At 35.1% G+C, this 18,886-nt stretch carries 19 protein-coding genes; 15 read left to right on the forward strand and 4 right to left on the reverse strand.

The genetic code is table 11. The features are described from left to right. The first annotated feature begins 45 nt into the window (after positions 1 to 45). The 7 genes from mraY (at position 46) to CVT17_RS07440 (ending at position 7,605) form a co-directional block, all read left to right on the forward strand. Positions 46 to 1,110: a phospho-N-acetylmuramoyl-pentapeptide-transferase gene (mraY, locus tag CVT17_RS07415; RefSeq protein ID WP_107770789.1), complete on the forward strand. Its 1,065-nt coding sequence runs from the start codon at positions 46 to 48 to the stop codon at positions 1,108 to 1,110. An 8-nt stretch (positions 1,111 to 1,118) separates the two neighbouring features. Beyond that, positions 1,119 to 2,336, forward strand: coding sequence for a UDP-N-acetylmuramoyl-L-alanine--D-glutamate ligase (murD, locus tag CVT17_RS07420; RefSeq protein WP_107770790.1), 1,218 nt, complete (start codon positions 1,119 to 1,121; stop codon positions 2,334 to 2,336). A 144-nt stretch (positions 2,337 to 2,480) separates the two neighbouring features. Next, positions 2,481 to 5,384, forward strand: coding sequence for a hypothetical protein (locus CVT17_RS09385; protein WP_230853284.1), 2,904 nt, complete (start codon positions 2,481 to 2,483; stop codon positions 5,382 to 5,384). A gap of 33 nt (positions 5,385 to 5,417) precedes the next feature. Then, on the forward strand, positions 5,418 to 5,873 hold the full coding sequence (locus CVT17_RS07425; protein ID WP_230853285.1) for a M23 family metallopeptidase: 456 nt from the start codon (positions 5,418 to 5,420) through the stop codon (positions 5,871 to 5,873). Next, positions 5,870 to 6,343, forward strand: coding sequence for a hypothetical protein (locus CVT17_RS07430; RefSeq protein ID WP_072594473.1), 474 nt, complete (start codon positions 5,870 to 5,872; stop codon positions 6,341 to 6,343). Before CVT17_RS07425 ends, CVT17_RS07430 begins: the two co-directional genes overlap by 4 nt. A 17-nt stretch (positions 6,344 to 6,360) precedes the next feature. Beyond that, the gene (locus CVT17_RS07435) at positions 6,361 to 6,813 is read left to right on the forward strand and encodes a hypothetical protein (protein ID WP_107770672.1); all 453 of its coding nucleotides are present in this window, start codon (positions 6,361 to 6,363) and stop codon (positions 6,811 to 6,813) included. A 234-nt stretch (positions 6,814 to 7,047) separates the two neighbouring features. Further along, positions 7,048 to 7,605, forward strand: coding sequence for a hypothetical protein (locus CVT17_RS07440; protein ID WP_107770671.1), 558 nt, complete (start codon positions 7,048 to 7,050; stop codon positions 7,603 to 7,605). Between the two features lie 505 nt (positions 7,606 to 8,110). Here the strand turns inward: CVT17_RS07440 and CVT17_RS07450 are convergent. Then, complete coding sequence (locus CVT17_RS07450; protein ID WP_107858541.1) at positions 8,111 to 9,142, reverse strand: 3'-5' exonuclease; 1,032 nt, start codon at positions 9,140 to 9,142, stop codon at positions 8,111 to 8,113. A 63-nt stretch (positions 9,143 to 9,205) separates the two neighbouring features. On the opposite strand from CVT17_RS07450, the gene waaC reads away from it, so the two are divergent. Genes waaC through CVT17_RS07490 form a run of 8 tightly spaced genes read left to right on the forward strand, consistent with a single transcriptional unit; the run spans position 9,206 to position 16,000 of the window. Beyond that, on the forward strand, positions 9,206 to 10,180 hold the full coding sequence (waaC, locus tag CVT17_RS07455) for a lipopolysaccharide heptosyltransferase I (RefSeq protein WP_107770668.1): 975 nt from the start codon (positions 9,206 to 9,208) through the stop codon (positions 10,178 to 10,180). Continuing rightward, on the forward strand, positions 10,173 to 11,066 hold the full coding sequence (locus CVT17_RS07460; protein ID WP_107858542.1) for a lipid A biosynthesis lauroyl acyltransferase: 894 nt from the start codon (positions 10,173 to 10,175) through the stop codon (positions 11,064 to 11,066). Before waaC ends, CVT17_RS07460 begins: the two co-directional genes overlap by 8 nt. Continuing rightward, positions 11,060 to 11,764, forward strand: coding sequence for a glycosyltransferase family 2 protein (locus CVT17_RS07465; RefSeq protein ID WP_107770666.1), 705 nt, complete (start codon positions 11,060 to 11,062; stop codon positions 11,762 to 11,764). Before CVT17_RS07460 ends, CVT17_RS07465 begins: the two co-directional genes overlap by 7 nt. Further along, positions 11,761 to 12,822: a putative lipopolysaccharide heptosyltransferase III gene (rfaQ, locus tag CVT17_RS07470; RefSeq protein WP_107858543.1), complete on the forward strand. Its 1,062-nt coding sequence runs from the start codon at positions 11,761 to 11,763 to the stop codon at positions 12,820 to 12,822. Before CVT17_RS07465 ends, rfaQ begins: the two co-directional genes overlap by 4 nt. A 4-nt stretch (positions 12,823 to 12,826) precedes the next feature. Next, positions 12,827 to 13,900 carry a glycosyltransferase family 4 protein gene (locus CVT17_RS07475; protein WP_107770664.1) on the forward strand — a complete coding sequence of 358 codons (1,074 nt, stop codon included), beginning with the start codon at positions 12,827 to 12,829 and terminating at the stop codon, positions 13,898 to 13,900. Next, positions 13,897 to 14,694: a polysaccharide deacetylase family protein gene (locus CVT17_RS07480; protein ID WP_084041301.1), complete on the forward strand. Its 798-nt coding sequence runs from the start codon at positions 13,897 to 13,899 to the stop codon at positions 14,692 to 14,694. The genes CVT17_RS07475 and CVT17_RS07480 overlap by 4 nt, the downstream gene beginning before the upstream one ends. Beyond that, positions 14,694 to 15,197 carry a hypothetical protein gene (locus tag CVT17_RS07485; protein ID WP_084041300.1) on the forward strand — a complete coding sequence of 168 codons (504 nt, stop codon included), beginning with the start codon at positions 14,694 to 14,696 and terminating at the stop codon, positions 15,195 to 15,197. Before CVT17_RS07480 ends, CVT17_RS07485 begins: the two co-directional genes overlap by 1 nt. 17 nt (positions 15,198 to 15,214) lie before the next feature. Further along, positions 15,215 to 16,000, forward strand: a complete 786-nt coding sequence (locus tag CVT17_RS07490; RefSeq protein WP_107858544.1) for a glycosyltransferase family 25 protein — start codon at positions 15,215 to 15,217, stop codon at positions 15,998 to 16,000. Positions 16,001 to 16,009: 9 nt separating this feature from the next. Here CVT17_RS07490 and CVT17_RS07495 read toward each other — a convergent pair whose 3' ends face one another. Genes CVT17_RS07495 through CVT17_RS07505 form a run of 3 tightly spaced genes read right to left on the reverse strand, consistent with a single transcriptional unit; the run spans position 16,010 to position 18,858 of the window. Further along, entirely contained in the window at positions 16,010 to 16,780 is a 771-nt protein-coding gene (locus tag CVT17_RS07495) for a polysaccharide deacetylase family protein (RefSeq protein ID WP_084041298.1), read from the reverse strand. Continuing rightward, positions 16,777 to 17,826 (reverse strand): glycosyltransferase family 4 protein, encoded by a 1,050-nt coding sequence (locus CVT17_RS07500; RefSeq protein WP_087580315.1) that lies wholly within the window; start codon positions 17,824 to 17,826, stop codon positions 16,777 to 16,779. The genes CVT17_RS07495 and CVT17_RS07500 overlap by 4 nt, the downstream gene beginning before the upstream one ends. 3 nt (positions 17,827 to 17,829) lie before the next feature. Further along, entirely contained in the window at positions 17,830 to 18,858 is a 1,029-nt protein-coding gene (locus CVT17_RS07505) for a glycosyltransferase family 2 protein (protein WP_159070446.1), read from the reverse strand. Positions 18,859 to 18,886: the final 28 nt, after the last annotated feature.

Consider the following 18,886-nt stretch of genomic DNA (forward strand, 5'->3'; position numbering starts at 1 on the left):
AAGGCCATTATACTAAAATTGCTTTTTTTAAAAATAAAGGCTCTCATGTTTTACTATATCTATGAAATTTTAAATTTTAATATCTTTCAATACATCACCGTTCGTGCTGGTATCGCTTTTTTCATCGCTTTTGCACTCACAACTTATTTGATGCCCAAATTTATCGCTTGGGCAAAGGCAAAAAACGCTGCCCAGCCTATCTATGAGCTTGCCCCGCAAACTCACCAAAAAAAGGCCAAAACGCCGACCATGGGTGGACTTGTTTTTGTCTTTACAGCCGTACTTTCCACGGTAATTTGCGCAAGGCTTGATAACGCATTTGTCTTAACATCGCTCTTTTGCCTAGTTTGCTTTACGCTGCTTGGCTACAAGGACGATTACAGTAAAATTTTAGGAGCAAAAAATCACGCCGGCCTAAGCCCAAAAGCAAAACTATTTTTTCAATTTCTCATCGCCTTTTTGATCGCATCATTTTTGTACTTTAGCAAAGAGTTAAACACTGAATTTTACCTACCATTTTATAAGCAACCGATCTTTGACATGAAAATTTTTGCCATTTTCTTTTGGACGCTAGTCATAGTCGCTGCTTCAAATTCGGTAAATTTAACAGACGGGCTTGACGGGCTAGCTACTGTGCCATCGATATTTTCACTTTTAACACTTGGCGTTTTTGCTTATATCTGCGGACACGCTGTCTTTAGCTCATATTTACTCTTGCCAAAGATCATAGGCGTTGGCGAAAGCGTTGTTGTTTCTTCAGCTCTAATTGGCTCATTAATGGGCTTTTTATGGTTTAACTGCCATCCGGCCGAAGTCTTTATGGGTGATAGCGGTAGCTTAAGCGTTGGAGCATATATTGGTTTTATGGGCGTTGCGACAAAAAACGAAATTTTACTCATCATCATTGGCCTCATCTTTGTGGTTGAAACCCTAAGCGTTATCTTACAAGTGGGAAGCTTTAAAATTTTCAAACGCAGAATTTTTCTCATGGCGCCTATACATCACCATTTTGAGATAAAAGGCTGGGCGGAAAATAAGATCATCGTTCGCTTCTGGATCATCGCACTTTTAGCAAACCTAATCGCACTAACTGCGCTAAAGATCAGATAAGGAAAGTCATGAGAAAATCACTATTTGGCTATGGTGGCACGACAAAGGCAATTGCAAAGAATTTCACAAAAGACGGTCTTTGGGATATCTATGATGATAAATTTAGTGAAATTTCAAAAGATGAGTTTGGTAATGCCATTTTGCCAGTTAGCGAATTTGATCCAGCAAAAAGCAGCCTAGAGATACCAAGCCCAGGCATCCCGCCTCATCACGAGCTTATTAAAAAAGCTAAGAATTTAGTTAGCGAGTATGACTATTTTTATGAAATTTATAAAGAAAATCTGCCATTTAACATCTGGATAAGCGGCACAAACGGCAAGACTACGACAACCAAGATGACGCAGCACTTGTTAGAGAGCAAGGGCTCAGTCATGGGCGGTAACGTTGGTATCGCGTTAGCAAATTTAGACCCAAACGCTAAAATTTGGATACTTGAGACTAGCTCATTTACCCTGCACTACACAAAGCGCGCTACACCTGGTATCTACGTGCTTTTGCCGATCACTCCAGATCATCTAAGCTGGCATAGTAACATGAGCGAGTATGAAAAGGCTAAGCTAAAGCCGCTTGCTAGCATGAGCGAAAGTAGCGTGGCGATAGTGCCTGAAATTTACGCCAACACACCAACAAAGGCAAAAGTGATCGCTTACAAAGATGAGAGCGATCTGGCCAAATTTTGTGGCGTAAGCGTAGATGATATAAATTTTAAAACGCCATTTTTGCTTGATGCGCTGCTAGCACTTGCGGTAGAGAAAATTTTATTTGACCGCTGCGATGTCGCGCTTTTAAATACCTTCGTCATCGAGGCAAATAAGCTTGAAGAATTTAGCGATAAAAATGGCAAAACCTGGGTCAATGACACAAAAGCGACTAACATAGATGCGAGCATACAAGCCGTAAAACGCTACAAAGATCATTTCATACATCTAATACTTGGTGGCGATGATAAGGGTGTTGACATGACGCCACTTTTTGAATACTTAAAGAGCTTAAGAGTAAAAATTTACGCCATTGGCTCAAATAGTGACAAACTCATGAAATTAGCGACTAAATTTGGCATACCGGCTTTAAAATGCGACTTTTTACAAAATGCTGTCAATGAGATAAATAAAGAGCTAAAGACTAGCGAGATAGCGCTTCTAAGCCCGGCAGCTGCGAGCCTTGATCAGTTTAAGAGCTATGCCGAGCGAGGCGATAAATTTAAAGAGTTTATAAAGGCGCTTTAAATTTACAAGCTCTTTTAAATAGCCTTGTCAAAAATAAAAACATGCAAATTTATGTTTTTGATATAAATTTTTACTATAAAGTTTTATTGTTGAATACTTTTTAAGTTTGTGCTAATATTTAGCAAAAATTTCCAAGGAAGTTTAATGCCTCTAACGCCCAGAAATGATGTAAATTTTAAAAGAAATTTAATAGATATCATAAAATTTTCATATGACAATGACATAAGCAAACCATTTATATCTAACAACAAACTACTCATCGGATATGGCTTTAGTTTAAAAGATGATATAGAACTTATTTGTACTCAAATTTATAAAAATAACAAAGACAAAGTCATAAAAGATGTCAAGCAAACTATTGCTAACACCACGAGTAAGACTACCATAGAAAAGATAAATACAGATGAACTTTTTAAAAAGATAAATGATGCCGCAAAAGAGGCTTATGCAAAGTCTGGAAATGCTGATACTTTGCCTGAGTTTGAATTCAGCTCAGAAGATCAGTTAAATGCCATCTTGGAGCAAAAGCTTACGCCGCTAATCCAAGAGATAAATCAAAAATTAAACAACTCGCCACTTAAAAATTTACAAGCCGTTTCACTTACTTCAGATACACAAAATAACCAAATTTCAAGAGAGCATGTCGCGCTTTTAGCACTTCTTTATATCAGCAAGAAAAGCAATATTGATCCATCCATAGCAAGCTACATCAAAAGCAAAAATCGTTTTAAGGCCTGGTTTTGGCTAGCATATGAGAGCTTTAGTGATGAGGCAAGCAATAAAACATCTCTTTTGCGAGAAAAAATTTCAACTCAGTTTGGGCTTTATGAAAGTGATGAACAAAATGTTAATTTTGCCGAGTGTATAGATGTTTTTAGTCATTTAAATATATCCAAAGCAAAATATAAATCAAAAAACCAAAACAATAAAGAAATCATCCAAAACGTCACTCATTTAGAATTTATGAAGCTTCAAGAAAATGGATCAAATTTAAATGCATCAGATGCATCAAAATGTGAGGCTTTATTTCAGCCATTTGTTACAAAGATAAATTCTTTATTAAGCACTCAAAGTACAAAGACCTTTAGCCTTGAAAACATATACTGCGTAAATTTAATCAGCTCAAATGCTTCAAACACTTCAAGAATAAATAAGCTCCTAAGGCAAAGAGAGGAGGAATTTTACAAACAAGAAAATATACTCTTGCTATGCCCAAGGAAAATGACAACTCCTATTAGAGTCTTTCAACCTAAAAAGAGCGAATTTACCGTTGTTCTAGCTAGTCAGACTCCATTTGATTGCAGTGAGCTAAACCCAAAAGAGCTAAATTCTAGTAGGCCAAACTATAGTAAGGTAAATTTATGCGAGCTAATACTTACTGACTTTAAATTTGACTCTTACGAAGATAGTAAAAATGAAGAGATAAAGTTTAAAAATGCAAAGAGCAAAGATACGGTAATACTCTATCAAGAAAACAAAAATGAAGAAGATAAGATAAATGGTGCTACCTTTACTAGCATAAAGCAAAATAGCGATGATATAGAGTATAAGCTAGAAGATGGCGTTATAAGCATGAAGTACTTTAAAGACCAAACGTCTAACAACAAACACCTAAATTTCTCTTTATTAAATTTCGCTAAAGAGAATAACTTTACCCTAAGGGATGATAAAGACTCAGCTATGTTTGATATAAAGCTTCGTCTAGCTCATGGCAATAATGTAGTGCCTACATCAGCATCAAGTTCAGGTCTTACTCTTACAATAAACAATCTCATCATTGAAAACGAAGATGGTAAGGCAAGTGAAGATATAGATAAGATATATCTTCATCACTGCTTTGATAAAAGTATATATGAGAGTATATCTTTAGTAAAAAATGAAGACTCAGATATCAAAAACTCATATACAGCTACATTTAATATCCCAATAGACAAAGAGAATAAAGGAGATACTAAATTTATACTTTATTCAAGTGATCTAAGTAAAGTTTATAGCACTAAAGATATTCATGCTCACTCTGATACAGCTGTAATATCTTTAGGATATCAAGATAAGAGTAGCTCTAACTTTTGCTATAGCAATAAGGTCTCGTTAAGAGATATAACAGATCATATAACAAATGTAATCTCTGATAGTGAGTATCCATTTAAGACAAATGAGCCAATAAGCTTAAAGGCTATATATAAACAAGAAAAAGGTAGTAAGAGATATAAAGAGATACTTTGGGGATATAAGGTAATAAATAGTAAAGAGTATGATGAGCTATCCAAATCAAATCCAAAAGATGTAGTAGGCTTAAAAGATCAAAAGGGTAAAGAGATAACATTTAAAATTTCAGATGTTATACAAAAAGATGATCTAGATAAACTAAAACAAGGTGGTCATACTATAGTATTTTTTGCATATCTTGAAGGTGATAAGGATAAATTTAAGTTTTTTACAAGATATGGCAAAAATCATATAAGAATAGATATAAAGATACCTCTATATATTAAATTTAAAGACGATAAGCTAGTTATATATGAGTTTGAGCATGCTATAAAAGAGAAGACATTTGATGCTAAATTAAATCTTAGTGATAATAAAGACGATGCTTTAATAAAAAATGATAATTACTTATATATAAGTAAAGATATCTCATCAAATGAGATAAATATCTATGAAGATGATAAGCTAAGCAAAGAGCTAAAAAGTGATGAGAAGACAAATAAGAGCTATCAAATTTATGCAAAAGAAGAGATCTCTAGTAATAATCAGTCTAATGCAGATAAAGATGATAAACTTGGTATAAATTTATTAAGTAAAGAGAATATGGATAAATTTATTAACTCTTTTAATGAATCAAAGAGTTTAACTAGAGTAGATAAAGGTATGTGGGAAGATGGGGATGAGGAAGTCTTAGTAAAAGTGGAGATGAGCAATGAGATAGTTTTTCCACTAAAAATCAAGCCTTTAAATAATAGAGGTATGGAATATGACTGGACGCTTATGTTGGGAGACAAGGGCGAGAGCCAAGCAATATTTGGCAGAAATAGAAACAATGGCTAAAGACAACACGCCGCAAGAGATCTATATACAGATATGCCTTTTAAAAAGAATGTAGACATAAAAACATTTAAGTCAGATGTAGAGATAGTATCTATAGCTGATGGCGAAGTAATAAAGACTGGTAATTTTTACTGTAAAACCGATCACATAACGATACAATACGACACAGTAGAATTTGGTAGCTTTATAATAAGATATGGCGAGGTTAATCCTTCAAGAGTAAAAGTAAAAGCGGGTGATATGGTACGAAAAGGTCAGGTTATAGGATATTCTGGACTAATGATTGATAACGGTGATCACCCAAATATAGTTGATAAAAAAATAGTAACCATGCTTCACTTTGAGTACTTTACAAATGGAGCCAACAAAGATGATCCTTTAACTGTCACTAATGATTCGAACAATAAATTTAAAAGACGTAAGGATCTAGCAGACCCACTGGAAATACTAAAGGAAGGATACAAAAATACTTTTGGAGAAATATTATGAGGATAATCTTTAAAATAATCTTAGCTTTACTTATAGCTGTAAATTTATCATTTGCAACAGATGATTATATAGATGATTATTATGATAGCTGGAAGCAAAAGACAATATCAAAAAAGTTTTTGAGTCAAGGTTGCAAAACAATATCAAAAGACATTTGGAATGAAAGCAAGGTTTCCTATCGTCAAACAACTATATTAAATATATACAAAGAGCCTATTTTAAATTTATATGGCGACTACGACTTAAAAATTAAAGAAATACAACATCTAAAAAATCAAAAATACAAAGAGTGTAATAAAAATTTTTGTTACGACTTTGATTTTAAGTGGTTAAACAACAAAAGTCTTTTGGTACAACTACATTTTCATGCTGATAAATATTCTAAATCAAGCTGTGAATTATGGCTATATGAAGAAGAAGATGGTAGCGTAGATGTATATAGTTTTACGTCTAAAAATTTACCCGATTAATAATGAACGATATATTTATGAAATCAATCTTTAAAATAATCTTAGCTTTACTTTTAGCTGTAAATTTATCATTTGCAACAGATGATCATGATAATAGCTGGGAGAAAAAGACGATACCTAAAAAGTTTTTGAATAAAGACTGTAAAAAGCTTGCAAAGAAAATTTGGGTTGAAAGTATGGTCACTTACCGCAGAGATACAATATTAAATATGTACAAAGAGCCAATTTTGAATGTTTTTATTTATGAACCTCCTATAAAAGACATAGAATGTATGAAAAATATAAGATACAAGACCTATGATGCAAATAACTATTCTTATGACTTTGATTTTAAATGGATAAACAAAAATACTCTCTTGGTTCAGTTCTTTGACACTAATCCTGAAAATATCTGTGAGCTATGGCTATATGAGGAAAAAGACGGTAGCGTAGATGTTTATAAATTTACATCCAAGAATTTACCTGACTAATAAATTTGATAAAAGAATAGAAGATGTAACCTACTTTAGTAGCCGAATATGGAAAGTACGCGATAATGAGTGCTGCTTGGTTTTGGCTTTCCAACAATTTGCACAAAATAGCAGATGAGAGTAAAAATGACTCAAATAACGAAAATGTAGTGGATAAAATAACATATGTTATTAATAGGGGAACCGACGACCAGAGTAAAAGAGATAGAAAAGAAAATTATACAAGGATTAGAAATGCTGAAATTTTTCAAATTTTTAAATAGTGCATTTTTATTAGTATCATTGCTGGCTTGCAATGGTATGGGAAAAGATGAAATACAAAATTTTAAATACAAAGACGTATCTAACTATTATTTTAAAATAGGCAGCAATAGCTATTCTGTAAAGATTTTACGTAATTATAATGATGACAATCTAGGTCGCGCGATAGATATAAAAGAGTGCGCAATTATTTACAAAAACAAGACAAAAAAATGGAGTTTTTGTTATGACGATATGTCTATGTGGAGCGTTACAGCTAATGGCGATATAGTTGAGTTTAAAGGCGGAACTCAAGACAGAGACGGAAACATGGTGGATTTTTATATACTTTTTAAAAACTTAGCCTCAGAATTTTATTTATATGAGTACTTTTGGAAATTTGGATATATAGATGAAACTACAAACGATGAAAAAATTAATAAAGTAGAAAATTACTACGCAGATCATGGTAAAAAGAATAGACTTTATATAAATCAAATCACTCCAAAAATTCTTAATGACATGAGAAAAAACTTTTATAAAAATAAGTAGTAATTAGATAATTTGAGTAACGTATTAATATTTATATGACAAAATTTATATGTTTTTGAGCTCTTAATACTTAGCAAAGCCACTAAAATATCGACTGGAGAATTCGAACAAATAGAAAATAGTGAGGTAAAGGTAATTTAACAGTCATAGATGATCCAATTGGCATCAAAAATACTTTGCAAAAATAAATATAATAAAAAATTTCTACTACAAATTCTGGCATCAAACTTGGTGACAAACAAGACCAAATTTTAAAGAAGCTAGGCAAGCCAAACGATCTGCAAGAAGAAAATGCCACCTCTATTGTCACCTACATCACTGAGCAAAATGAAAGCAACCTCTTGCAAGAATTTGATATGCCACTCTACTATGAGAAATTCATCTTTTCTAATGGAGTTTTAAAAGAGTATGAATTTGGATTTGAATACCCGTGATATTCCGCGGATCAGGATATTAATTCCATAGAATAGCAAAAGATATTTTACAGCCTAAAAGCATAGATTTTCTATTCTTCGTCCAAATTTATTTCAGGTAGTTTCTCTTCGTCAAAACTCTTATCTTTTTTTGTAGCTGACGCAACCTCGCTAGCTTTTTTTAAAAGCCCATCAAGTCCTTGTCTTACCAAACGCTCATTTAGCTGCTCTGGTGTATCTTTCACACCATCAAGATCGCTAAAATCGTCAAATTCTTCATCGTCTTCTTTTTGGATCTTTATCTCGTAATCAAGCTTGCCATCAAGTCTAGCTAGCTCGTCGCTTATCGCAGCGCAAAAGACCTCAGTGTATCCTCTGTGAGCGCAGTTTTTGGCTAGAAATTCACTCATCACGTTTAGGTGATTTATATAGTCATCTTGTAAGATATTTGCCTGTAAAAGTTCAAATTTTAAAAAGAGCCAGTAGGTGTTAAGCACGTCGCTTTCGCAGTACTCGTTTATCTTATCAAGCTCGCCTGCGTAGTAGAGTTCAAGCACTTGATCGCCGTGCACATCGTACTTGCCAGGTAAATTTAAGCTAGCGCAAAGCGTATCAAGCTTTAGCCCTCTTACGCTTCCAAAATCGCTTATAAAATCAAGCAGATCAAGGTGAAATTTAGGCGAATATCTGGTTCTATAGTTTTCCCATTTATTTTTATTTAGCTCTTTGTTTTCGCTCTCGTAATACGCGGCTGCATTTAGATTGTAGCGCATCGCACGCACCATTAGCATCGGTAGGTCAAAGCCACGGCCGTTAAAGCTAACAAGCCTTGGGTTATAGTCATTTATAAATTTTAAAAATTTAGCGATGATCTCGCGCTCATCCTTGCCCTCCATCGTGCTAACTTTTAAAAATTTGCCGTACTCATCAGCCATAACAGCAGAGATCGCGACCACTCTATGAAACATCACAGGCAAAAAATCACTCCCACTGGCCTCTTTTTGCAGCGCCATCGCTTGCACGCTCACATCTTCATCGCTCCCATCAATGCCATAAATTTTTCTTATCAAATTTGCATCAGGTATCGTCTCGCAGTCAAAGACACATATGTAACTTTTCGCCATTTTAGCCCTTTTTTAAGCATTTTTTTTTAAAATCATACCAAAAATTTATATCTAAAGTGATCAATGCAAAACAAAAATCAACTAAAAATAGCCATCGTCAAACTCTCCGCTCTTGGGGATATCGTGCATGCAGCTATTGTGCTTCAGTTTATCAAAAAGCACTATCCAAATACCCATATTACGTGGCTAGTTGATGCTCGTTTTGCAAGCCTTTTAAAAGATCATCCGCTTATCGACGAGCTAGTCGTTTTACCGCTTAAACAAAGCTTTAAACAAAGCTACAAGATACTAAAAACGCTTGGTAAATTTGACAAAGTGATCGATCTGCAAGGGCTTTTTAAATCAGCCGTCGTCGCGAAAATAATAGGCAAGCAAACTTATGGCTTTAGCAGAGAAAGTGTAAAAGAAAAGATCGCAGCCAGGCTTTATAGACATAAATTTAAAATTGATTACAACGAAAATATAATCATTAGAAATTTGGCACTTGTGGCTTTCGCTCTAAATTTTAGCTTTGAAGCAAGTGAAATTTTAGAAAAAGCGCCTTGCTTTGAAGCAAGTGAAATTTATAAAAACGAAAGTGGCAAAAAACGCGTTTTAATCGCTGCCTTTGCAAGCGAAGAGAGCAAAATTTATAACAAATTTAAAGATGTGATTAGGCTACTTGATGGATGTGAAATTTACCTTTGCTACGGAAGTGAGAGCGAGAAAGTAAGGGCTGAGGCGATCATCTCAGGCACCTCAGCAAAGCTACTTGAAAAACTTAGCATAAAAGAGATGATAAGCTTCATTACAAGCTGTGATTTAGTAATTGGCAACGATAGTGGCCTAACGCACCTTGCTTGGGCTGTAAATAGGCCTTCTATCACACTTTTTGGCAACCGTCCAAGCCACAGAAATGCTTACATCACGGATAAAAATTTAGTTATAGATATGGGCAAGCAAATAGATGCGAGAAGTATCGATAAAAACGACTTTTGTATAAAAGAAATTTACCCAGAAACGATTGCAAATTTTGCAAAAAGGCTACTAAATGGATAGGCTCTATCTAGCTGGCTTTTATACTTTAAAATTTCTTATATTTTTACTGCCTAGCTCGCTTCAAAACATGCTTGCTAAATTTTTAGCATTTGCGTTTATGAAGCTTAAAAAAAAGAGATTTCACGTCGTGATGACAAATTTAGACCTTGCTTTTGGCGAAACGAAAACTAAAGAAGAGAAGCTAGAAATCGCCAAAAAATGCTACTACAACTTTGCAAAATATCTTGGTATAAATTTCATCCTAAATCAAAACACGACAAAGCAAAAGATACTTGAACAAGTTGTTTTTAAAAATGAGCACTTTTTGCTTGATGCGATAAAATCTGGCAGGCCTATCATAGTTACAACTGCGCATTTTGGGCAGTGGGAGATATTTGGCCTAGCTGTCGCAGCTCGCTTTGGAGCCTCTTCAGCACTTGGCAGAAAGCTTGATAGCAGTGTCATGGATAAAATTTTAAGAGCAAATAGATCGCAGTTTGACGTGGAGCTAATAGATAAAGATGGTGGTGCAAAAGATATTTTAAAAGCGTTAAAAGCTAGGCGAATAGTAGGAATTTTAGTCGATCAAAATACCGCACCAAAAGATGGGATAAAGGTGAAATTTTTTGGCAAAGATGTGCTTCACACGCCAGCTGCGAGCGTGCTAGCGCAAAAGACAAATGCCCTTATCATAAATGCGTTTATCTACCAAAAAGAGAAAAATTTAAATGAAATTTACTTTGAGCAGCCTATAGACATAAGCACGTTTGACAAAGAAGAGGCCGTGCAAAAAGCGACACAAATGCAGTGTAGCGCGTGCGAAGCGATGGTGAGGGTAAGGCCAGAAGAGTACTTTTGGTTTCACCAAAGGTTTAAGAGATTTTACGAAAATGAGTATAAATGCTAAGTATCGTCATCTTAACTTTTAACAGCCAAAAATATCTACAAGAAGTGCTAGAAAGTACAAATTTTGCAAATGAGGTCATCGTGGTTGATAGTGGCTCAAGCGATGGCACAAAGCAAATTTGTAATGGCTTTAGCAATGTAAAATTTCACGAGCAAGCTTGGCTGGGATTTGGCGCGCAAAAGCAAAGAGGCGTGGATCTAGCCAAAAATGAGTGGGTATTTGTGCTTGATAGTGATGAGGTGATCACAAATGAGCTTAAAAATGAGATCATCAGCACACTAAAAGAGCCAAAATTTATGGCCTACAACGTAGCTAGGCTAAATTTTTTCTTTGGCAAATCGATCAAAAATATGGGGCTCTATCCAGACTATACAGTGAGGCTTTTTAACAAAAATTTTGCCAAATTTGATGGCAGAGCCGTGCATGAAAAAGTCATTTTAAATGACGGCTCACAAAAGCTTGGATCGCTTAAAAATCACTTCTTGCACTACGCGTACGAGAGCATCGAGCAGTTTATCGCCAAGCAAAATCGCTACTCAAGCATGGGGGCAAAAAGAAATTTATTTAAAGCTCTAACAAGCCCAGCTTGGACATTTTTTAAGCTTTATGTGCTAAAAGGTGGCTTTAAAGAGGGCTTTACTGGCTACGTTATAGCTAGACTTTACGCCCAGTACACATTTTGGAAATATATAAAATGAAAATACTTGTAATTAAATTTAGAAATATCGGCGACGTACTTTTGACTACGCCGCTCATTGAAAATTTGCACCACTACTACCCAGACGCAACCATAGACTTTGCCCTAAACAAAGGTACAGAAGCGATGATCGAAGGAAATCCTTACATAAACAAAATTCACATTTACGATAGACAAAGTGCAAATTCTGGCTTTTTAAAAAAACTAATTACCGAGATAAAATTTATAAAAGCCATCAAAAAAGAGAAGTACGATATGGCGGTGCAAACAACCACGGGGGATCGTGGTATCATCATCTCAAAATATGCAAAGATCAAAAAAATAGTAGGCTTTCTTGGCAAAAATCAATCAATAAATAAACTTCTAAACGTCAAAGCAAAATACTATGAAAATTTTTCACATACGATCGATCATAATCTAAACGCTTTAAGGGCTTTGGGATTTGAACCGGTTAGCAAAAAGGTGAGTGTATTTTCGGACGAGAGTGTGGAGCATCTAAATTTACCAAAACGCTTTGTACATATGCATCTTACAAGCCGCTGGATGTTTAAATGCGCAAATGATGAGAGTATGGCAGAGCTCATCGACTACTGCGAAAATGAGCTTGGTGTAAAGGTCGTGCTAACAAGTGATAATAAAGAAAATGAGCTAGAAAAGCTAGCAAGCGTACTAAAAATTTGTAAGAGCGAGCCTATAAATTTAGGTGGCAAGCTAAATTTGAAACAAACGATCGCCCTATCAAAGCACTCAAGCCTTTTTATCGGTGTTGATACTGCTATAATGCACATCGCTGCGGCAAATGACGTTCCAGTCATAGCCTTTTTTGGTCCAAGCAATGCTTTTGAGTGGGGGCCTTGGGATAACTCGCTTATGGAAAATGGCTACACAGCGCAAAATGGCATACAAAGCATGGGCAAGCATATCGTCTATCAAAAAGATTGGGACTTTGTGCCTTGCGATAAAGAGGGCATATCAAAGCATGGCATAGAAAAGACATTGATGGATTTTAGCGACGAAATGCCAAAAATAAAAGCCAAAATAAAAGAAATTTTAGGATAGGTAGATGAATATTCTTCACACGCAGACACTTTTTAACTGGGGTGGCGAGCAAAATAAGACGCTAAATGAGATGCGTTTTATGCGCGAGATGGGTCACAATGTCATACTTTTTTGCAACCCAAATTCTCAGATAGAAAGCGTTGCAAAAGAAGAAGGCTTTAGTGTTATAGCACAAGAGATGAATAAGAAAAATTTTCATAAAAGCGTACCAGCACTTTGCGAAGCAATAAGCTCGAACAAGATAGATGCCTTGATCACACATGGCTCTACTGATAGCTGGGTTGGAGCAATTGCTGGGCTATTTTACAGAAGCAAAGGCGTTAAATTTTACAAGGAAAGGCATAATCTTTTTCCTATAAAAGGCTTCCTTTCAAAACTAATGCACAAAAGACTATTTGATAAAATTTTATACATCTCAAATAGCGTCAAAGAGTACCTGCTAAGCATCGGCGTTAGCGAAGATAAGCTAGTTTTTATGCCAAGTACAGTCGATGTGGAGGCGATAGATGATACAAAAAGCACATTTAGAGATAAGTTTAATATATCTCAAGATGAGCTAGTTATCGGTACATTTACTTCGCTTTACCGCAAGAAAGGTGTCTACGACTTTGCAAATGCAGCAAAAGAGATTTTAAAAGAGAAGGACGCCACAATAGTTTTTGCAGGAAATATCAGCGAAAGCACAAAAAATGAGATTGCCTCGATTTTTAGCAAAAAAGATAAGATCATCTTCACTGGCTTTAGAAATGACGCGGCAAACGTTATAAAAAGCTTTGATATCTACGTATTTGCTTCGCACTCTGAGGGGCTTGGCACAGTTTTGCTTGAGGCGATGAGCTCAAAAGTGCCAGTTGTAGTCTATGATAACGCGCCGATGAACGTGCTAGTTAAAGATAAAGAGCGTGGGCTTTGTGCTAGAAATTTAGATGAAATTTCACTAAAAGAGTGCATTTTAGAGCTGATAAATGAGCCTGAAAAAGCCAAAATTTACTCACAAAACGCCTTTAAATTTGTGGATGAAAACTTTAGCCACAAGGCGCTAAAAGAAGCTATTAAAAATTTACTGGAGCAAAAATGAACTACCCAGTTTGCGTGCTAACGATGCACCACTGCAATAACAATGAAAATGACTTTGCCATTAAACCAGAGCTATTTAAAAAAGCGCTTCTTATGGCGCTTGATGAGGGCTATAAATTTATAAATTATGGCCAGTTTAAAGATATCGTTGCCAGCAGGTCAAAAGCCTCCAAAAAGAGCATTTTACTAACCTTTGATGATGGATATTTTGACAATTATAAATTTGCATTTCCTATCTTAAAAGAGCTAAATATCCCAGCCGTTTGCTTTTTGATAACAGACAAGATCAAGGATTTTAAAAGGCAAGACTACGACTTTGCATTTAAAGAACATAAAGAAATAGACTACGAAAAGGACGGTGAGTATTTTTTAAATTTAGACGAAATCAAAGAGATGCGAGATAGTGGGCTTTTTGAGTTTGACAGCCATACGGCGAGCCACTTTTCTTGCAAGAGCAACGATGAAGTAAAATTAAGAGAGGAATTTTCTAGCTCGCTGGCTAAGATAAAAGAGCTATTTCCTGAAAAACAAGAATTTGGCTTTTGCTTTCCCAAAGGGCACTTTAACGAGCTTTCACTAAAAGTTGTAAGAGAGTATTATGACTTTGCTTTTAGTGTGATAGATGGCGGATTTTGCGTAGGAGATGATAAATTTAAGATAAGACGCATAGACATATCAAACAATGCGAAGAGCGAGAGTGACTACATTTTTAGGGTTAAAAAGAAGCTTTTTATATATTCAACGCCGGTGCTAGGAAATTTATATTCAAATTTTAGAAATAGAGGCTATAAATAATGCTTGAAGCATTAAATGAGGCTTGCAAAGAAATTTTAAAAGATAAAAAACGAGCCTTAATCGCTCTTACTGGGCTTCATGGTAGTGGCAAAAGCACACTTGGTAAAGAACTAAGGCGCAAAGGCTTTGGAGACTTTAAACCGCATCAGATAGCTGTCATAGACGATGGTGTAATGAGCGTAAATCTCTTTTTTATACGACCAAGGATAAAAATTAAAGCCGATCACAAAGATGAGCTAAGACCATTTTTTAAATTTATCATGCCATTTATAAAGGTTGTGATCTACGCAAGCGCCAGCCCTCTTGCACGCATCAGCAAATGCGATATACTCTGTATTTTAAGCATGGATGAAGAGGATAGAATCGCTGGAATTTATAAGAGAAACTCCGGCGAAGATCTGGACAACACTCAAAAGCATATAAACAAAAAAGAGCTTGATCTAGCAGGTCTTGAGTATAAATTTAAATTAGAGTTCAAATCGCCAATAAAGCGAAATATTTAAAATCACTGGAGTAAAAAGTGAACTATCCTATCTATGTTATATCACTAAAAAGAGATGAAAAGCGAAGGCAAAATTTACAAAAACAATTTAACAGATATGATGAATTTAAAATAATAGATGCGGTTGATGCTAAAAATTTTAGTGTCAATGAGTATTACGGCGCCATGATAGATTGCTTGTTAAAATCTTGTGATGAAGATTATAAATTTAAGATACCGCCATTAATTGCGACACCAGGTGAGCTAGCATGCACAATGTCACACATAAAAGCTTATGAGGATTTTTTACAAGGCAACGCGGAATTTACTTTAATATTAGAGGATGATGTTATTGGAAATGACGAATTAATAAATGAGGCCTTTTTGCTATGCAAAGATATAAGTAGTGATAGCATTTTGATATGCGGTGTGCAAGATGGATTAAATAGTAGATTTCGTGCTTTTGGCAAAAAAATAAAAGAAAATTTATATCTTATCTCACCATACTCATACGCTAGTATATATAGAACGGCTGCTTACATTCTAACAAGAAAGAGTGCAAAAGCTCTACTTGATTTTTACAAAGATGGCCTTTACGGAGCCGATAAATGGGAGGCAATCTTAAAAAACACTGATATAAAAATGTACTTTAGCAACATCTTTTCTCATCCAGAGGAGCTAGGCTACTCTAGCTTGGAAAACCAAAGAAAGCAAAAAGAGAAGATAAATTCTCTTTTTAAAAAATATAATAAAAATTTCTCATACAAGGTTTCAAGATTCTACGAGAAGCATATAGTAAAAAATGAGAAAATTTTTACCAAATAATTTAGCCCACTAGGACCTTATAGCCGCGTAAATCGAGCCTAAAATATCATTTTGATATATAAACATAGTCTTTTTTAGCCATTTTTCATCACGTTTTGTAACAATGCGTTTTATCTCTTCAAGGTTGCCATCAGCCTTGTTTATACCACGTTTTGTAGTGAAAAATGCGCTATATCCGTGCTTTTTAGCAGAACTTAGGTATTCATCACTATATTTGCCTCTTGGCCAGCAAAGTGCCTCATCATCAAAGCCAAAGTTTTTCTTCATAAACTCACGGCAAAGACCAAATTCCTCGTCTAGGCTCAGCTGCCCAAAATATCCATCAAAATGGCCATGTGTATGTGAGTGAAAGTAAAAACAATCACTCATTTTCTCGATCTGCTCTAAATTTAATATCACATCTTGCGGCCTGCTTGGAGCAAGCCTCTTGCACTCGTTGTGATCAACATTTAAAAAGTTAGCAGGCCTCATCTCGTGTGCCTTTTGTGCCGCTTCTATCCAGCCAGTAATTATAAAAATATTTGCCTTTAGCCCAAATTCCTTCACAATAGGATAGGCGTAAATGTAGTTATCCATCCAGCCATCATCAAATGTTATGCAAACGCTCTTTTTAGGCACCTCAAGCTCGCCCTTTTTGTACGCGATAAATTCATTTACGCTTAGAGTTTTATAACCATTTTCGGCTAAGAATTTCATATGCGATCTAAACTCATCCACGCTACTAGCGATAAAGCCGCTCTTTTCAAGCACGTGGTGATACATCAAAACCGTTACGCTCATTTTACAAGTTCCATATATAAATTTTGTGTATTTTCTATCATTTTTTCGATACTAAATGTCTCTTTTACGTACTTTCTGCCAAACTCGCCCATCTGTTTTCTTAAATTTTCATCCAAAATGAGCTTTTCAAGCACCTTTTTTAACCCCTCTTTATCGCCATTTTGAAATAAAAATCCACTCTTACCATCGCTCACAGCCTCACCAAGTCCGCCCACATCGCTTCCAATAGTAGCAAGCTTGCACGAAGACGCCTCAAGTAGCGCTCCGCCGATAGCCTCCATGTCTGAAGGTAACACACAGATATCAAGTGAGCCCAAAAAATCGCTCACATCGGTTCTGTTGCCGAGCATAAAGATATTTTTTTTATCTTTTATATACTCTTTTAGGTTCTCATTTTGAGGGCCGTCACCTACGATGAAAAGGGCTGACTTTTCTAAATTTAGCTCACTAAAAGCATCGATTAAGAGCTTGTGGTTTTTAGCAGCCCTTAGCACTGCCACAATACAAATGCCTACTACATCGTCACTTAGGCCAAATTCTTTTTTCATATTTATCTTAAATTCTGGTGTGTACTTTTGCGTATCGATACCTGTATAAATTTTGACGACTTTTTCTTTTTTCACGCCTCTTTTTATAAGATCCTCGCATACTGAGTCGCACACGCCGACTACTTTTGTACTTAGATTATAAGGCAAAGGCGATGTTATAGGCAGCTGTAAATGCCTAGTACGAACCACGCTAACGCCACAAATTTTACCCACAATCGCTCCAATGGCACCATCTTTGCCTGAGTGCGTTGAGATGATTTTTATATTATTTTGCTTTACAAATTTGCAAATTTTTAAAATTTCAAAGATATTGAAAGACTTTTTGAGATTAAACTCAACGAATTCACACTCTATTTGCTTCTCAAAGCTTTTTGAGCCAGGATTTAGCCCATAAAAAACCTTAAATTTACTCTTATCTAGCCCATTTATCACACGCTGTGTACGGTGTTCTTGCCCACCAAATCCAAGAGAGCTTTCAAGCTCAAGTATATTTATCATTTTCTACTCTTTAAATTCTTTCATTTTTTTATTTGACAAAAAGCCATTTATTGTATTAAAGATTTTTAAAATTTTTGATACATTTTCGTACGATTTTACATTTTTTAGCACTTTAAGCAAAATTCTCTGTTTTAATCTAAGCTTTGAAAAACCAGCTGAGTTTATGATGCTATCACTATCTTCATAAAAGAGATCAAGTACCTTTACATAGCTACTATTTTTTAGATTTGGTCTTGCCAAAATGGCTGGCATATAGACGCTTTTTATCTTTCTAAGCTCTAGATCTGGAACCATTTCAAGAGCTAAATTTTTGTTTTTTAAAATCGAGATTATGTCATCATAAACAAATTTATGATCCATCACAGCTTTTAATTTTTCAAAGCCAGCAGTGTTGTTGTCTCCTATCTTATAGTAATAAAAAGCCTTATTTAGCTTTACAAGAGTTTTTGAAGCGATAACATTTCTCACTACAGTGTGAAAATCTTCAGCTTGCGTGATCCCAACTGGAAATAAATTTTCTTTTAAAATTTTAGTCCTAATCGCCTTGTTTGCCGCATTATGCAAGACTTTGTTGTGCCTTGAGGCTAAAAGCCTTTTTAAATACTCGTTTTTATCGATTACGCCATCCTCTTTTGTCTCAAAATCCTTAAAAAGGAGCTTTTTATAATCATAGACCTTACACATATCTGTTATCACTATGTCGGCATCAAATTTTTCTGCGATATCATAAACGCATGAAGCATAATCTTTTTCCACATAGTCATCAGCATCTACGCAGATAGTATATTTCCCACTAGCTAGTAATATACCGTCATTTCTGGCAGCACTAACACCGGCATTGCTCTTTGTTTTTAATATTATTTTATCTTTATATTCTTCTAATATTTCTAGCGTATTATCAGTACTTCCATCATTAATAACTATAATCTCAATATCATCCATGTCTTGAGATATAAGCGAATTTAAACAATCCCTAATATGCTCTTTTTTGTTAAAAACAGGCACTACAAAGCTTATTTTCACATCAGGCACGATACTTCCTTTTAATTTTTGTTTAATT

This window comes from Campylobacter concisus (assembly GCF_003048775.2).
Classification (GTDB): domain Bacteria; phylum Campylobacterota; class Campylobacteria; order Campylobacterales; family Campylobacteraceae; genus Campylobacter_A; species Campylobacter_A concisus_I.

Bases quoted from the DNA above. Each gene is read 5' to 3' on its own strand.
- CVT17_RS07460 (WP_107858542.1), top strand. From the start codon at position 10,173: ATGGATAGGCTCTATCTAGCTGGCTTTTATACTTTAAAATTTCTTATA.
- CVT17_RS07450 (WP_107858541.1), bottom strand. From the start codon at position 9,142: ATGGCGAAAAGTTACATATGTGTCTTTGACTGCGAGACGATACCTGAT.
- CVT17_RS07480 (WP_084041301.1), top strand. From the start codon at position 13,897: ATGAACTACCCAGTTTGCGTGCTAACGATGCACCACTGCAATAACAAT.
- CVT17_RS07500 (WP_087580315.1), bottom strand. From the start codon at position 17,826: ATGATAAATATACTTGAGCTTGAAAGCTCTCTTGGATTTGGTGGGCAA.
- mraY (WP_107770789.1), top strand. From the start codon at position 46: ATGTTTTACTATATCTATGAAATTTTAAATTTTAATATCTTTCAATAC.
- murD (WP_107770790.1), top strand. From the start codon at position 1,119: ATGAGAAAATCACTATTTGGCTATGGTGGCACGACAAAGGCAATTGCA.
- rfaQ (WP_107858543.1), top strand. From the start codon at position 11,761: ATGAAAATACTTGTAATTAAATTTAGAAATATCGGCGACGTACTTTTG.
- CVT17_RS07495 (WP_084041298.1), bottom strand. From the start codon at position 16,780: ATGAGCGTAACGGTTTTGATGTATCACCACGTGCTTGAAAAGAGCGGC.
- CVT17_RS07465 (WP_107770666.1), top strand. From the start codon at position 11,060: ATGCTAAGTATCGTCATCTTAACTTTTAACAGCCAAAAATATCTACAA.
- waaC (WP_107770668.1), top strand. From the start codon at position 9,206: ATGCAAAACAAAAATCAACTAAAAATAGCCATCGTCAAACTCTCCGCT.
- CVT17_RS09385 (WP_230853284.1), top strand. From the start codon at position 2,481: ATGCCTCTAACGCCCAGAAATGATGTAAATTTTAAAAGAAATTTAATA.
- CVT17_RS07430 (WP_072594473.1), top strand. From the start codon at position 5,870: ATGAGGATAATCTTTAAAATAATCTTAGCTTTACTTATAGCTGTAAAT.
- CVT17_RS07475 (WP_107770664.1), top strand. From the start codon at position 12,827: ATGAATATTCTTCACACGCAGACACTTTTTAACTGGGGTGGCGAGCAA.
- CVT17_RS07425 (WP_230853285.1), top strand. From the start codon at position 5,418: ATGCCTTTTAAAAAGAATGTAGACATAAAAACATTTAAGTCAGATGTA.
- CVT17_RS07435 (WP_107770672.1), top strand. From the start codon at position 6,361: ATGAAATCAATCTTTAAAATAATCTTAGCTTTACTTTTAGCTGTAAAT.
- CVT17_RS07440 (WP_107770671.1), top strand. From the start codon at position 7,048: ATGCTGAAATTTTTCAAATTTTTAAATAGTGCATTTTTATTAGTATCA.
- CVT17_RS07485 (WP_084041300.1), top strand. From the start codon at position 14,694: ATGCTTGAAGCATTAAATGAGGCTTGCAAAGAAATTTTAAAAGATAAA.